This window comes from Nonomuraea sp. NPDC005730, from assembly GCF_040630865.1.
Classification (GTDB): Bacteria; Actinomycetota; Actinomycetes; order Streptosporangiales; family Streptosporangiaceae; genus Nonomuraea.
This window is the reverse complement of the sequence record NZ_JBEXYK010000068.1, coordinates 20,064-33,841: the sequence shown is the minus strand read 5'-3', so window position 1 is coordinate 33,841 and position 13,778 is coordinate 20,064. Positions and strand designations below refer to the sequence as shown.

Here is a 13,778-nt window from a genome sequence, read left to right as displayed (position 1 = left end):
CCGTCATTATGGAACCCGTGACCGAACCCCGATCTCGCAGGCGCATGTCCGGTAGAGAGCGCAGAGAGCAGCTGATCCAGATCAGCCGCACGCTGTTCGCCGAGAAGGGGTTCGACGGGACCTCGATAGAGGAGATAGCCGCCACCGCGCAGGTGTCGAAACCCGTGGTGTACGAGCATTTCGGCGGCAAGGAAGGCGTCTACGCGGTCGTCGTCGACCGCGAGATGCAGAAGCTGCTCGGCATGATCACCTCGGCCCTCGCCGCCTCCCACTCCCTCATCAAGCTGGAGCGGGCCGCCCTGGCCCTGCTCCAGTACATCGAGGAGAGCAGCGAGGGCTTCCGCATCCTGGTGCGCGACTCGCACGCGGCCTCGGGCACGGGCACGTTCGCGAGCCTGATCAGCGAGATCGCCAGCCAGGTCGAGGACGTCCTGGCCGACGAGTTCGCCGGCCGGGGCTACGACCCCAAGCTCGCCCCGATGTACGCCCAGATGCTGGTCGGCATGGTCGCGCTGACCGGCCAGTGGTGGCTGGACGTGCGCAAGCCGGGGCGCGAGGAGGTCGCCGCGCACCTGGTGAACCTGGCCTGGAACGGCCTGACCGGCCTGAACCCGAGCCCGGCGATCTCGGTGGCCACCCGCAACCAGGCCGCCGCCGCCAAGCCGCGCGTCAGCGACAAGGACCTGCGCGACTTCGAGAAGGCGCGCGAGAAGGAGCTCAAGGAAGCCGAGAAGCTCCGCCAGCGAGAGTTGCGTGATGCGGAGAAAGCCAGGGTACGAGAGTTGAAGGAGCGCGAGCGGCTGCTGAAGGAGGCGGAGAAGGCCCGCGAGCGCGAGGAGAAGATCCGTCAGCGGGAGGCCAGGCTCGCCGAGCGCGCCGCACGCCTTGAGCAGGCCGACCAGCCAGAGTGAGTTCGTTGCGGCTACGTTAACGTTCCGTTCAACCAATCGGGGCAATATAGGCCATATGTCCGCGGAACCGCTGCAATCGGGAAACGACCTGCCCCTGCCACAGGAGCGGTTCCTCAACCGCGAGGAAAGCTGGCTCCAGTTCAACGAGCGCGTACTCGAACTGGCCGAGGACCCGTCGGTCCCGCTGCTCGAACGGGTGCGCTTCCTGGCCATCTTCGCCAGCAACCTCGACGAGTTCTTCCGCGTACGGGTGGCCGGCCTCAAGCGGCGGATGGCCACCGGCCTGCTGCTGCGCACCAAGAGCGGGCTGAAGCCGCGCGAGGAGCTGGCCCGGATCGCCACGATCGCCGACTCCCTGGCCAAGCGGCACGCCGCCGCCTTCCACGACCGGGTCTGCCCCCAGCTCGCGACCGAGGGCATCGAGATCGTCCGGTGGGACGACCTGGGCCGCGAGGAGCGCACGGAGCTGCGCAAGCTGTTCAGGGAGCGGATCAGGCCCGTGCTGACGCCGCTGGCGGTCGACCCGGCCCACCCGTTCCCCTACATCTCCGGGCTCAGCCTCAACCTGGCCGTGCTGGTGCGCAACCCGATCACCGACCACACCGTCTTCGCGCGGGTGAAGGTGCCCTCGCAGCTCCCCCGGTTCGTGCCGGCGTCGAAGGACCGGTTCGTGCCGCTGGAGGACGTCATCGCGGCGCATCTCGGCCAGCTCTTCAAGGGCATGGAGATCCTCCAGCACCACGTCTTCCGCGTCACCAGGAACGAAGACCTCGACGTCGACGAGGACGTCACCGAGAACCTCATGCAGGCGCTGGAGAAGGAGCTGCTCAAGCGGCGGTTCGGGCCGCCCGTGCGGCTGGAGGTCGAGGAGACGATCACGCCGGAGGTGCTGGCCCCGCTCATCGAGGAGCTGGAGCTGGCCCCGCACGAGATCTACCGGCTGCCCGGCCCGCTCGACCTGACCGGCCTGCACGCCATCGCCGACCTCGACCGCGGCGAGCTGAGCTACCGCCCGTTCGTGCCGGCCGAGGTGATCAACGCCGAGGACGACCTCTTCTCCACCCTGCGCGAGCGCGACGTGCTGCTGCACCACCCGTACGACTCGTTCGCGACCAGCGTGCAGCGTTTCATCGAGGTGGCCGCGGCAGACCCCCGGGTGCTGGCGATCAAGCAGACCCTCTACCGGACCAGCGGCGAGTCGCCCATCGTCGACGCCCTGATCGACGCGGCCGAGGCGGGCAAGCAGGTCGTCGTGGTCGTGGAGATCAAGGCCCGCTTCGACGAGCACGCCAACATCTCCTGGGCCAGGAAGCTGGAGCGGGCCGGCTGCCACGTGGTCTACGGCGTGGTCGGTCTGAAGACCCACTGCAAGCTGGCCCTCGTCGTACGGCAGGAGCCCTCGGGCGAGCTGCGCCGCTACTGCCACATCGGCACCGGCAACTACAACCCCAAGACGGCCCGCCAGTACGAGGACTTCGGCCTGCTCACCGCCGACCCGCTGGTGGGCGAGGACGTCACCGACCTGTTCATCCACCTGACCGGCTACTCCAACCACTCGGCCTACCGCCGGCTGCTGGTCGCACCGCACTCGATGCGCAGCGGCCTGCTGGCCAGGATCGACCGGGAGATCGCCCACCAGCAGGCGGGCCGCCCGGCGCGGATCAGGATCAAGACGAACTCGCTGGTGGACGAGCCGATCATCGACGCGCTCTACCGGGCGTCCAGGGCGGGGGTGCCGGTGGACCTGTGGGTGCGCGGTATCTGCATCCTTCGCCCAGGAATCCCCCATTTGTCAGAAAATATCCGCGTAAGGTCGGTTTTGGGGCGCTTTTTGGAGCACTCCCGCGTGTACGAGTTCGGCCTCGGCAGGCGTCCCGAGGTGTGGATCGGCAGCGCCGACCTGATGCGCAGGAACCTCGACCGCCGGGTCGAGGCCCTGGTCAAGGTGACCTCCCAGCAGCACAAGGCGTACCTGATCGAGCTGATGGACCTGGCCATGGCCGACACCACGAACGCGTGGTGGCTCAACTCCGACGGCACCTGGATCCGCCACCACGGCGAGGACCTGCAGAGCCATCTCGTCGGCACCAGGCGATGGAGGACCGTTGACGACTGACCTGCTCCGGGCCGCCGGGGCCGTGGTCTGGAGGGGCGCGGAGAGCAGCCCCGAGGTGGCGGTGATCCACCGCCCGCGCTACGACGACTGGACCTTCCCCAAGGGCAAGCTGGAGAGCGGCGAGCACGTCATCGCCGCCGCCCTGCGCGAGGTCACCGAGGAGACCGGCCTGACGGTCGTCCTGGGCCGTGCCCTGCCGCCGATCCACTACCTCAGCGGCGGCCGGCTCAAGCGTGTCGACTACTGGTCGGCGCGGGTCGCCTCCGACGCCGGCTTCGAGCCGGGCGACGAGGTCGACGGGCTGCACTGGCTGCCCGTCGACCGGGCTCGCGAGCTGCTGACCTACGAGTGGGACGCCGGGCTGCTGCGCGCCCTGGCCGCCGCGCCGCTCGCGACCGTGCCGCTGGTGCTCGTCCGGCACGCCACGGCCGGGTCCAGGAGCCGGTGGGACGGCGACGACGCGCTGCGCCCGCTGGACGACCATGGCGGCGCCCAGGCCGCCGCCCTGGCCACCGCGCTGCCCGCGTACCGGCCCGAGCTGCTGGTCAGCTCGCCCAGCCGGCGGTGCGTCCAGACGCTGGAGCCGTACGGGACCGAGATCAGGACCGAGCCGCTGCTCAGCGAGGAGGGCCAGGACCCGCACAAGACGCCGGACCTGGTCGGCGACCTCGCCGTGCCCGCCGCCGTGTGCAGCCACGGCAAGGTCCTGCCGCACCTGATCCACGCGCTGAGCGGCAAGGACGTGCACCTGCGCAAGGGTGCGTTCGCGGTGCTGCACCGGGTCGGCGGGCACGTCGTCGGCGTGGAGCGCTACGCGACCTGACGGCTCACCAGGTGACCGGCAGACGGGCGAAGCCCTGGGTGATCCTGCCCTCGTTGCGCGGCAGCTCGGCGACGGGGACGGCCAGGCGCAGGCCGGGGAGACGCTGGAAGAGCCGGCTGAACACCGCCTCCAGCTCCACCCTGGCCAGACTCGCGCCGATGCAGAACCGCGGGCCGTACCCGAAGGCGAGATGCGGGTCGGTCGGAGGACGTCCGATGACGAAGGTGTCGGGATTGGGATAGACGTCTTCGTCCCGGTTCGCCACGCCGGTGTTGAGGACGACAGCCTCGCCGCGGCGGATCGTGCGGCCGTCGATCTCGATGTCCTCGTGGGCGTACCTGGGCAGGCCGTGCAGGCTAGGCGCGGCCATGCGCAGGATCTCCTCGACCGCGGCGGGCGCGAGCCCGGGGTCCGACCGCAGCAGGGCGAGCTGGCCGGGGTTGGCCAGCAGCAGGAGCACGCCGTGGTCGATGCGGTTGACCGTGGTCTCGTGCCCGGCGAACAGCAGGCCGGCGGCCAGCTCGGCGATCTTGCCGTCGTCGTCCAGCTCGTTCGCCAGGTCCGACAGGACGTCCTCGGCCGGTTCGTGCCGTTTGCGGGCGATCAGCCCGGCCATGTAGGCGCTCAGCTCCGCCCGTGCCGCCTCGCCGGCCGCCTCGTCCCGGAGGTCGGCCATGCGGGCGGACACGCCGCTGAAGTACTCCCTGTCCTCGTACGGGACGCCGAGCAGCCGGCAGATGACCAGCACGGGCAGCGGGAAGGAGAGCTCGGCGTGCAGGTCGGCCGGCGGCGTCAGCCCGGCCAGGCGGTCCAGCCGCTCCTCGACCAGGGAGCCGACCTCGTCGGCGAGCCGCCTCATCCGGCGGGCCGAGAAGGAGGGGGCGAACAGCTTGCGCAGGCGCTCGTGGTCGGCCTTCTCGGTGGCGGCCTCGCCCTGCGGCCCGCCGAGCAGGGCCGAGTTCGACACGCGCGGCGCCCGCTCGGGCTCGGGGTGGGAACGCCCCAGCCGGCTGTCGGTGAACAGCCTGCGTGCCTGTTCGTGGCCGGTGACCAGCCAGACCTCGTCGCCCACCGAAGTGCGCACCCGCGCGATGCCCTCCTTCGCCCGCAGCTCCCGGTAGGCCGCCGGAACGTCGAGAGGGTCGCTGCGCGGGAAGGGAATTGCCGGAAGGTTCGTCATAGAACCTTCTTAACCGCCTTCACGGTTTCCGCCCAGACTCTGGGGAAATCGGCCTCGGCGCGTTCGGCGGTGTTGCGTTCGATCCCGATCAGCAGCCCGTACGTGAAGGTGTCCTCGCCCGCCTGCCGGGCGCCCTCGGCCTCCTTGGCCAGCGTCTCCTGGGCGACCACGCCGTCCCGGTGCGCCCCCAGCACCTCCTGGACGTTCTCGGCCAGCTCGGCCAGCCTGGCCATGCCCTTGCCGAGGGTGGGTTCGAGCGCCTCGGCGGTGTATCGAGCGCGTTTGGCCGCCTTGCGGACGTCGTGCAGGGCGATCTCGCGGCGTCCGGCGTCCTCGGTGGCCTGGGCGGCCTCGTACGCCCGGGTCACGCGGTCCCAGCCGGCGGAGGCGAGGGCGGTGAGCTTCTCCTTCGCCGGCTTGTCGGCGGCCTTGCCCAGCTCGGGGGTGGCGATCAGGGCGTCGAGGGCGTCCAGGAGGGTGTAGTAGCGGTCGCCGCTGAGTGCGTCCTTGATGCGCGCGTACGCCTCCTGCTCACGTACGCGCAGGTCCGCGCCGAGACGGCTCTGGATGGGGCCGGTGACCAGCTCGGGGGCGAGGCCGGACAGCTCCCCGGCGAACCTGGCCCTGATCACCTCCAGGTCGCGGGCCTCGCCGAGCACCGTGCCGAGCCAGCGCAGTTCCTCCTGGACCTGCTCCGTGCCGGTCACCACCGACTTGAACGCCTTGAGCGCGCTGCGCAGCCTGCGCGAGGCCACCCGCATCTGGTGGACGGCGTCCTCCTCGGCCCTGCGCACCCGCGGATCCTGGCTGAGGAGGGCGGCGACCTGGCTCGACAGGTAGTCGATGACGGTCTCGCCCGCCGTGCCGGGCTCGGTGGCGACCCGGGCGGGCGGGGCGGGTTCGAGGAGCCGGGCGAGCTTGCTGGCGCTGCCCGCCGGGCTCGCCCCCGCCTTGCGCAGACGTTTGCCGACCTTGGCCAGCAGGTCCCGCCGGTCCTCGGCCAGGAGCTCGGCCTCGACCTCACGCCACCGCAGCACCCTGCCGTCCCGGTGGACGGTGCCCTTCACCCGGTCGTCGGCGATCTCGACCAGCCGGGTGTCGCCGTCGTGCAGCAGGGTGACGCTGCGGCGGGTGTCGAGCTCGGCCACGACCTGGAGCTCCGCGCCCCGGGCGTAGGCCCGGACGAGCTCGGCCAGCTCCGGCGGCACGACCTTGGTGCTGCGGGTGAGCGGGCAGGTGATCTCCTGGCGCACGCCCCTGGCCTTGGGCAGCTTCAGGTGCCAGCCCGCGTCGTCGCCGCCGCGCCTGCGTCTGAGCGTGACGCCGCGCGCGGCCAGCCGCAGATCGGCCGTGTCGTAGTAGAGCGCCACGAGCTGATGGCTGCGCGGGCCCGTGACCTGGGCCAGACTGCTCAGGTCCGGGATCGCGTAGTCGGTTGGAACGTCGAACTTGTCCTCGATCTCGATGCCCACTGCACCTCACAAGTGTCCGATTTCGGACCATGATGCCACCTGCAGGTGAACATCACACGGCCTGCAGGAGCTCGATCCGGTTGCCCACGGGGTCCGTCACGTAGATCCGGCGGTAGCCCGGGAAGAGGCCGTCGGGCACCGCGCCGGGGATCCTGGCCGCGTAGGCGTCGAGGTCCTCGACCAGGAACGCCGGGTGGGCCTTGCGCGCGGGGCTGAAGTCGTCCTCGATGCCGAGGTGGATCTCCACGCCGTCGCCACGGAACCAGGCCCCGCCGCGTTTGGCCAGCTCAGGCGGTTTGGGCACCTCGCTCAGGCCGAGCACGTCGCCGTAGAAGGCGCGCAGTTCGGGCTCGCTGCCCTTGGGCGCGGCCAGCTGGACGTGGTGCAGGGCTTTGATCGTCATCTCTGGGCCTCCAGGAGTCATTTCTGGGCCACCACGAAGATGCGGCGGAAGGGGAAGGGGGTGCCGTAGCTCCTGGCCGGGTAGGCCTCGGCGAGCAGCCCGGCCAGGTCGGCCTTGAACCGCCGCTGCTCGCCCGGGTCGAGCCGGTCGAAGATCGGGCGCAGGGCCGTGCCGGAGACCCAGTCGAGGACCGGGTTCTCGCCCTGGAGCAGGTGCACGTACGTGGTCTCCCAGGCGTCCACCTGGCAGCCGCCGTCGTTGAGGAAGTCGAGATACTGGACCGGGTCGTCCACCGGATTGTCCCTGTTGAGGTCGCTGAGCCGGTCGGACCAGGCGCGGGAGGCGCACAGCTCGCGGATCGCGACGTGGCTAGGGGCGTCGAAGTTGCCCGGCACCTGGAAGGCCAGCCAGCCGCCGGGAGCCAGCTCCTCCAGCCAGTGTTCGAGCACGCCGTGGTGGGAGGGCACCCACTGCAGGACCGCGTTGGAGACGATCACGTCCATGGGGCGGTCGGGGTGCCAGGTGTCGACGTCGGCCACGGCGAAATGCACCCGGCTGTTGAGCCGGCGGGCCTTGGTGATCATCGCGGGCGAGGCGTCGAAGCCCTCGACGGTGGCGCCCGGCCAGCGTTCGGCCAGCATGACGGTGAGTTCGCCGCTGCCGCAGCCCGCGTCCACGACATAATCGGGAGCCACCGCGCCGACTCTGGATATCAGCTCGATGAACGGCCGCGACCGCTCGTCGGCGTAGACGGCGTAGGTCACCGGGTCCCAGATATCTCTTGACATAGAGATAATTGATATCGAGAGAGATATCTCGATGTCAAGACAGTAGACTCTGTGTCATGACGCCACAGGATGACGAGGTCGACCGGCTGGTCGCGGCATGGCGGATCGAGCGGCCCGATCTCGACGTCGAGCCCCTCCAGGTCCTCTCCAGGGTGTCACGGCTGGCCAAACATCTCGACCGCGCCAGGCGGGCGGCGTTCGCCGAACATGATCTGGAGCCTTGGGAGTTCGACGTGCTCACCGCGTTGCGGCGGGCCGGGAAGCCGTACGAGCTGAGCCCCGGGGCCCTGTTGCGGGCCACGCTGGTGACGTCCGGCACCATGACCAACCGCATCGACCGGCTCGCGCAGGCGGGTCTGGTGCGGCGGCGGCCCGACCCCGAGGACCGGCGCGGCGTGCTGGTGTCGCTGACGGACACGGGGGTGGCGCGGGTGGACGCGGCGTTCGCCGACCTGCTCCGGCGTGAGCGCGACCTGCTCTCCGGCCTCCCCTCCACCGACCAGCGTTCCCTCGCCGCCCTCCTCCGCCTGCTCCTTGCCCCCTTCGACTCCCCTCGGTAACCCCTCTACGAGTTCTTACGTACGCTCTCCCGGCGGGCAGCCCCCCGTCCGGGGGATGACCTCACTCAGGACGGGATGGGCGGGCACTCGAGGACCTCGATCGAGTTCCCGGGCATCAACGCGATATGAGGGTGGTCACTGTCAGTCGCCGAGGCGGTCGGCCACTTCGAGCCATTCCGCCTCGACGGTGTCCTTCTGGGCCAGGACGTCGCGGAGCTGGGCGTCGAGGGAGCCGAGCTTGGCGTAGTCGCTGGCGGCGTCGGCCATGGCGGCGTGGAGGCGGGTCTCCTGGTCGCCGAGCTTGTCGAGCTGGCGTTCCAGGCGGTTGAGTTCCTTGCGGAGCTCGCGTTCCTCCTTGGCCGACAGCCCGGTCTCCGCCTGCGTGCCGGACGAAGCCGCGGCAGGGGCCGGAGCGCCGGATGCCGGGGCAGGAGCGCTGCCGATGCGGGCGGTCACGGCCGTGCCGGCGCTGCGGCGTTCGAGGTATTCGTCGACCCCGCCCGGCAGCAGCGCGAGCTTGCCGTCACCCAGCAGCGCCACGCACCGGTCGGTCACCCGCTCCAGGAAGTAACGGTCGTGACTCACCAGGACCAGCGTGCCCGGCCAGCCGTCCAGCAGGTCTTCGAGCTCGTTGAGCGTCTCGATGTCGAGGTCGTTGGTGGGCTCGTCGAGGAGCAGCACGTTGGGGTCGTCCATCAGCAGGCGCAGCAGCTGCAGCCGCCGCCGCTCGCCGCCGGACAGGTCGCCGATGACCTTCCACTGCGCGTCGCCCTTGAAGCCCAGACGCTCCAGCAACTGGGACGCCGTCCACTCCCGCTTGCCCAGCTGGAGGTACTTGCGGATCTCCTCCACAGACTCCAGCACCCGCCGCGACGGGTCGAGCTCGGTCAGCTCCTGGGACAGATGCGCCAGACGTACGGTCTTGCCGCGGATCACCCGGCCCGAGTCCGGCTGGACGCCGTCGGCGAGCAACCGCAGCACCGACGACTTGCCCGACCCGTTGACGCCGATCAGGCCGATCCGGTCGCCCGGACCGAACTGCCACGTGCAGTGATCGAGCACCAGCGGCCCGTCGCCGGGGCCGCCCGCGTGCAGGGTGACGTCTTCCAGGTCGTAGACGGTCTTGCCGAGCCGGGCCGCGGCGAACCGCATCAGCTCGACGGTCTCCCGCGCCGGCGGCTCGTTCGCGATCAGGGCCTGCGCGGCATCGATCCGGAACTTCGGCTTGGACGTGCGGGCGGGCGGACCGCGGCGCAGCCAGGCGATCTCCTTGCGCATGAGGTTCTGGCGGCGTTCCTCGGCGGCCTGGGCGATGCGCGCACGCTCGGCCTTGGCCAGCACGTACGCGGCGTAACCGCCCTCGTAGCGCTCGACCCGGCCGTCGACGACCTCCCACGTGCGGGTGGAGACGGCGTCGAGGAACCAGCGGTCGTGGGTCACGACCAGCAGGGCGCTCTTCCTGGCCGCCAGGTGGGCGGCGAGCCAGGCGATCGCCTCGATGTCGAGGTGGTTGGTGGGCTCGTCGAGCATGACCAGGTCGTGGTCGTCGATGAGCAGACGGGCCAGCGCCGTACGCCTGCGCTCGCCACCGGACAGCGCGGCGGCCTTGGCGCTCAGGTCGAGGTCGCCGATCAGGTTCGCGAGGATCTCGCGGACCTGCTGGTCACCTGCCCATTCGTGCTCAGCCCTGTCCCCCAGGACGAGCTGGCTCACGGTGGCCTCGGGGTCGAGGGTGTCCTGCTGGGACAGCGACCCGACCCGCAGCCCGCGCGTGTGGGTGACCCGGCCGCTGTCGGGACGCACGTCGCCGGCGATGACCGACATCAGGGTCGTCTTACCGCCCCCGTTGCGGCCGACGACGCCGATGCGCTCCCCGGCCTCGATGCCCAGGGAGACGTCGCTGAGGAGCGGCTTGGGCCCGTAGGCGTGGGAGACCGACTCAAGGTTGACCAGATTCATGACGTGTCCAGGGTATCGGTCCCCTCAACCGCTTCCCGACGCCCACGACGTCCCTTGATCGTCTACGGGGCTGGGATTGCCGGACCGCATGCCCGCCGCGAGCGCCCGGCTTCTCGTCCAGGCCCTGTGCAGCGTCAGCCCCCTCGCACGACGGGAGGTGCACACGAGGCCGAGCGCCCCCTCGCACCGCCCGCACTGTGGCGGGGTCTGTCGTGCCACGCCCAGCGTGAGCCGGTGGTGGCTGGGGGCCTGGTGGGTGTCACCAGGGGGTTAGAGCAGGGTGGCGCCGGTCACGGGGCCGTGGGCGGCGACCGTGGTGGTGGCGGCGCCTGTGGCGGTCAAGCTGTTGGCGAGGTCGCGGGCGTGGGTGGCGTCGATGGCCAGGAAGGCGCAGGTGGGGCCGGAGCCGGAGACGATCGCGCCCAGCGCGCCGTGCTGGCGCCCGCTGTCGAGGGTCGTGGCGAGCTCGGGGCGGAGGGTCAGGGCGGCGGCCTGGAGGTCGTTGCTCAGGTGGGCGCCCAGGGCGTACGCGTCGCCGGTGCCGAGGGCCTCGATGAGCGGGGCGTCGAGCTCGGGCCAGGGCACGCGGGCGTTCGTAGCCTCGCGCTGGCGGTCGCACTCCGCGTAGACCCTGGCGGTCGAGAGGCCGCCGTCGGCCAGCGCGAACACCCAGTGGAACGTGCCGCCCGTGGGCAGCTCGCTGAGCTGCTCGCCGCGGCCGGTGCCGACCGCCGTGCCGCCGAGCAGCGAGAAGGGTACGTCGCTCCCCAGATCTCCGGCGATCTCCATGAGGTCCTCGAAGGGCAGGCCGAGCCCCCAGAGCTCGTTGCACGCCACGAGGGCCCCCGCCGCGTCGGCGCTGCCGCCCGCCATGCCGCCGGCGACCGGAATGGCCTTCTCGATGATCAGGTCGGCGCCGTAGGAGCGGCCCGCGTGCTTGGCGAGGGCGCGGGCGGCGCGGATGGCGAGGTTGTCGTCGTCGAGGGGCACCTGGTCGGACCATCTGCCGTTGACCGTGACGGTGATCGACTCGGCCTCCTTCGCGACCACCTCATCGAAGATCGATACTGCGTGGAAGACATTGACCAGGTCGTGGTAGCCATCTTCCCGGAGCGGGCCGACTGAAAGCTGCACGTTGACCTTCGCGGGCACACGTACGGTCACCGAACTCATCGATCTTCTGCCACTTTCATCGCTTGCCGGGGTCAAGGACACTCGATGTTATCGGGGTGGGGTGCGCTGACATGCGGTTCTCGGAATTAGACGTGTGAGATGGCCGACTGCGGGCCACGCAGAGTGAGGTTCGTCCGCCTTCTGCCTGCCAGAGGGCCATACGCCGACATTGCCGTCTTTCTGCCACCGCCTTCTCTTCGAGCCGAGCTTCTCTCCGGGACGACGTCTTGCCTTCTGCTTCGGTGGCGTCGCGACCGTTGTCGTCGGTGGTGCAACGGGTGGGCGGGTGCCGGACATTTACCACTGTGTCCGGCACCTTTCGCTAGGAGAACCTGTGACACAGCGAGATCGCTTCGAGGCGGTCTACGACACGTACTACCCGGCGATACAGCAGTACGCCGCCCGGCGTACCAGCTCGCCCGAGGACACGGCCGACGTGCTCGCCGAGACGTTCCTCATCGCGTGGCGGCGGATCGGCGACGTCCCCCAAGGGGACAAGGCGTTGCTGTGGCTGTACGGCGTGGCCCGGCGGGTGCTGGCCAACCAGCAGCGCGGCGCCTCGCGGCGGGCCGTGCTGGCCGAACGCCTCCGCGACGAACTGGCCGCCGCCCGGACGGTGACGCCGGTTGAGCTCGACCACGTGCGCAAGGCGTTCGACGAACTGCCCGAACGGGACCGCGAGGTGCTGGCGCTGGCCTGCTGGGAGGGGCTGAGCGGCGAGCAGATCGCCCAGGTCATGGGATGTACGGCGATCGCCGCCCGGACCCGGTTGCATCGTGCGCGCAAACGGCTGGCGGCGCTGCTGGAGCGGCAGCCGTCCTGGACGATGGTGATGAGGAAGGCATGAACGACATAGACGATCTGGTGAAGGCCATCGATCCCGCTCCGCAGGCGCTTCCTCAGGGACCTGGTGCGCGCCGGCTGCGCGACGCGATCATGGCGGACGAGCCGCGGCAGGCACGCCGCCTGCCGCTGCCCCGTTTCCCGCTGCCTCGTTTCCCGCTCCCTCGTTTCCCGCTGCCCCGTCTCTCGCTCACCCGCCCGCCGCTCTCCCGTCTCGTGCTTCCCCGCGTCTCGCTCACCCGCCTGCCGCTCCCTCGCCTCCCAGGCCGGACGCGCGTGCCAGTCGTCGGTGCCGTGCGTGCGGTGCGGGAGCCTCGCCTCCCCCGTCTGCGGTCTCTCTGCGCGCCGGTGGCCACGGCCGCGGTCGTCGCCCTGGTCATCACGCTGGTCACGAGCTTGACCGCTGCCCCGCCCGTGCTCACGCCGTCGAGACCCAACCAGGAGCTGTACGACCTCGCCGACAGGATCGAGAAGCTGCCTGCGAGCAGCGGCGCGTACTGGCGTGATGTGCGGATCGAGGGCAACGCCTGGTCGGCCGGCGGCGGGTACACGGTCATGGTGGTCGAGCGCCGGGAGACCTGGCAGCCGCGCGATCCCGCCGACGTGGTGATCAGGCAGCGGTCGCCGGTCGTCGCCCGCCCGGCCACGGTCGCGGACGAACGTGCCTGGCGCGCTTCCGGGGCACCCGCCCAGGTGGCCGGCCCGTGCTACGGCGGCGGCAGGACGTCGTGCCGTCCGGTTCCGATGAGCGAAGGGGATGTCGTGGGCGGGCTGCCGTCGGCTCGTGGCGGCGAGGCCAAGTCGATCACCGGTGTGGACGGTTCCAAGGGCTGCGTATACAGCGCAGGGCTGGAGCCTAGGGGGATTTATCCCGATATGACGGTCGCCGAGTTCACCATGGCGGATCTGTCCGCGATCCCTGCACGTCCTGACGACCTTCTGAAGCGGCTGCACGTCTACCACGAGCTCTCGACGGCTCGCGGGTTCGCCCAGTCCTTCCAGGAGTTCCTGCCCGTCACCGTGAACCTTCTGACCATGCCGCTCGGCCCGGCCCAGCGTGCGGCGGTCATCCGGGTGCTGGCCGGGCTGCCGTCCACCAAGGTCGTCGGCACGGTCAGGGACCCGCTGGGCAGAGCCGGGCTTTCGGTGGACTTCGGCGGCACCGGAAGCCAACTGCTGTCGCCGAGCAGGACGGTGACGGTCCGCGACAGGCACATCCTCGATCCCGGGACGGGCGAGTTGCTCACGTCGGTCTCCTATGCGACTCGTGCGGCTGCGGGGGTGAGTGAGGGCGAGGTCGTGAGCTATCGGGCACGCGGCCCCGAATCCGGCTGGACCGGCCCGCCGGCTCCGGCGCCCAAGGGGTGCAAGCGGGACAGATGACCGGGCCGGGGGTGGTGTCGCCGCGTCGGCCTCCTTGGCCTGACGCTGGGGACGTTCGGGGTCAGGGGTGCTCATGGCACATCACCACCCACCTGTGAGGTGAACGTGCGGGATCCGGCCGGGGCGATCGTGGGGGGTGGCGGGCAGGGGCGCCCACCGTCCAGGAC

12 protein-coding genes are annotated in these 13,778 nt (G+C 70.7%); 6 read left to right on the top strand and 6 right to left on the bottom strand.

The genetic code is table 11. The features are described from left to right. Window positions 1-44: 44 nt before the first annotated feature. Genes ABZ444_RS43725 through ABZ444_RS43715 form a run of 3 tightly spaced genes read left to right on the top strand, consistent with a single transcriptional unit; the run spans window position 45 to window position 3,850 of the window. Window positions 45-911 carry a TetR family transcriptional regulator gene (locus ABZ444_RS43725; protein WP_358010096.1) on the top strand — a complete coding sequence of 289 codons (867 nt, stop codon included), beginning with the start codon at window positions 45-47 and terminating at the stop codon, window positions 909-911. A 55-nt stretch (window positions 912-966) separates the two neighbouring features. Beyond that, the gene (locus tag ABZ444_RS43720; RefSeq protein ID WP_358010095.1) at window positions 967-3,027 is read left to right on the top strand and encodes an RNA degradosome polyphosphate kinase; all 2,061 of its coding nucleotides are present in this window, start codon (window positions 967-969) and stop codon (window positions 3,025-3,027) included. After that, window positions 3,017-3,850: an NUDIX hydrolase gene (locus ABZ444_RS43715; protein ID WP_358010094.1), complete on the top strand. Its 834-nt coding sequence runs from the start codon at window positions 3,017-3,019 to the stop codon at window positions 3,848-3,850. Before ABZ444_RS43720 ends, ABZ444_RS43715 begins: the two co-directional genes overlap by 11 nt. Window positions 3,851-3,854: 4 nt before the next feature. Here ABZ444_RS43715 and ABZ444_RS43710 read toward each other — a convergent pair whose 3' ends face one another. From ABZ444_RS43710 to ABZ444_RS43695, 4 genes are read right to left on the bottom strand one after another with little or no spacing between them, the layout of a single operon-like run. Beyond that, complete coding sequence (locus ABZ444_RS43710; RefSeq protein ID WP_358010093.1) at window positions 3,855-5,030, bottom strand: cytochrome P450; 1,176 nt, start codon at window positions 5,028-5,030, stop codon at window positions 3,855-3,857. After that, window positions 5,027-6,502, bottom strand: a complete 1,476-nt coding sequence (locus ABZ444_RS43705) for a CYTH and CHAD domain-containing protein (RefSeq protein WP_358010092.1) — start codon at window positions 6,500-6,502, stop codon at window positions 5,027-5,029. The genes ABZ444_RS43710 and ABZ444_RS43705 overlap by 4 nt, the downstream gene beginning before the upstream one ends. A 52-nt stretch (window positions 6,503-6,554) precedes the next feature. Then, entirely contained in the window at window positions 6,555-6,905 is a 351-nt protein-coding gene (locus tag ABZ444_RS43700) for a glyoxalase (RefSeq protein ID WP_358010091.1), read from the bottom strand. A 17-nt stretch (window positions 6,906-6,922) separates the two neighbouring features. Next, window positions 6,923-7,693 (bottom strand): trans-aconitate 2-methyltransferase, encoded by a 771-nt coding sequence (locus ABZ444_RS43695; protein ID WP_358010090.1) that lies wholly within the window; start codon window positions 7,691-7,693, stop codon window positions 6,923-6,925. Window positions 7,694-7,749: 56 nt separating this feature from the next. Between ABZ444_RS43695 and ABZ444_RS43690 the strand changes: the two genes are divergently transcribed. Further along, window positions 7,750-8,253 (top strand): MarR family transcriptional regulator, encoded by a 504-nt coding sequence (locus tag ABZ444_RS43690; protein ID WP_358010088.1) that lies wholly within the window; start codon window positions 7,750-7,752, stop codon window positions 8,251-8,253. Between the two features lie 141 nt (window positions 8,254-8,394). Here the strand turns inward: ABZ444_RS43690 and ABZ444_RS43685 are convergent, their stop codons facing one another. Next, window positions 8,395-10,212, bottom strand: coding sequence for an ABC-F family ATP-binding cassette domain-containing protein (locus ABZ444_RS43685; protein ID WP_358010087.1), 1,818 nt, complete (start codon window positions 10,210-10,212; stop codon window positions 8,395-8,397). Window positions 10,213-10,482: 270 nt separating this feature from the next. After that, window positions 10,483-11,385: a 4-(cytidine 5'-diphospho)-2-C-methyl-D-erythritol kinase gene (locus ABZ444_RS43680; RefSeq protein WP_358010086.1), complete on the bottom strand. Its 903-nt coding sequence runs from the start codon at window positions 11,383-11,385 to the stop codon at window positions 10,483-10,485. Window positions 11,386-11,719: 334 nt separating this feature from the next. On the opposite strand from ABZ444_RS43680, the gene ABZ444_RS43675 reads away from it, so the two are divergent. Together ABZ444_RS43675 and ABZ444_RS43670 are read left to right on the top strand one after the other, a co-directional pair. Next, window positions 11,720-12,232 carry an RNA polymerase sigma factor gene (locus ABZ444_RS43675; RefSeq protein ID WP_358010085.1) on the top strand — a complete coding sequence of 171 codons (513 nt, stop codon included), beginning with the start codon at window positions 11,720-11,722 and terminating at the stop codon, window positions 12,230-12,232. A gap of 344 nt (window positions 12,233-12,576) precedes the next feature. Further along, window positions 12,577-13,611, top strand: a complete 1,035-nt coding sequence (locus ABZ444_RS43670) for a hypothetical protein (RefSeq protein WP_358010084.1) — start codon at window positions 12,577-12,579, stop codon at window positions 13,609-13,611. Window positions 13,612-13,778 lie beyond the last annotated feature (167 nt).

Bases quoted from the DNA above. Each gene is read 5' to 3' on its own strand.
- ABZ444_RS43700 (WP_358010091.1), bottom strand. From the start codon at position 6,905: ATGACGATCAAAGCCCTGCACCACGTCCAGCTGGCCGCGCCCAAGGGC.
- ABZ444_RS43685 (WP_358010087.1), bottom strand. From the start codon at position 10,212: ATGAATCTGGTCAACCTTGAGTCGGTCTCCCACGCCTACGGGCCCAAG.
- ABZ444_RS43695 (WP_358010090.1), bottom strand. From the start codon at position 7,693: ATGTCAAGAGATATCTGGGACCCGGTGACCTACGCCGTCTACGCCGAC.
- ABZ444_RS43680 (WP_358010086.1), bottom strand. From the start codon at position 11,385: ATGAGTTCGGTGACCGTACGTGTGCCCGCGAAGGTCAACGTGCAGCTT.
- ABZ444_RS43725 (WP_358010096.1), top strand. From the start codon at position 45: ATGTCCGGTAGAGAGCGCAGAGAGCAGCTGATCCAGATCAGCCGCACG.
- ABZ444_RS43720 (WP_358010095.1), top strand. From the start codon at position 967: ATGTCCGCGGAACCGCTGCAATCGGGAAACGACCTGCCCCTGCCACAG.
- ABZ444_RS43690 (WP_358010088.1), top strand. From the start codon at position 7,750: ATGACGCCACAGGATGACGAGGTCGACCGGCTGGTCGCGGCATGGCGG.
- ABZ444_RS43710 (WP_358010093.1), bottom strand. From the start codon at position 5,030: ATGACGAACCTTCCGGCAATTCCCTTCCCGCGCAGCGACCCTCTCGAC.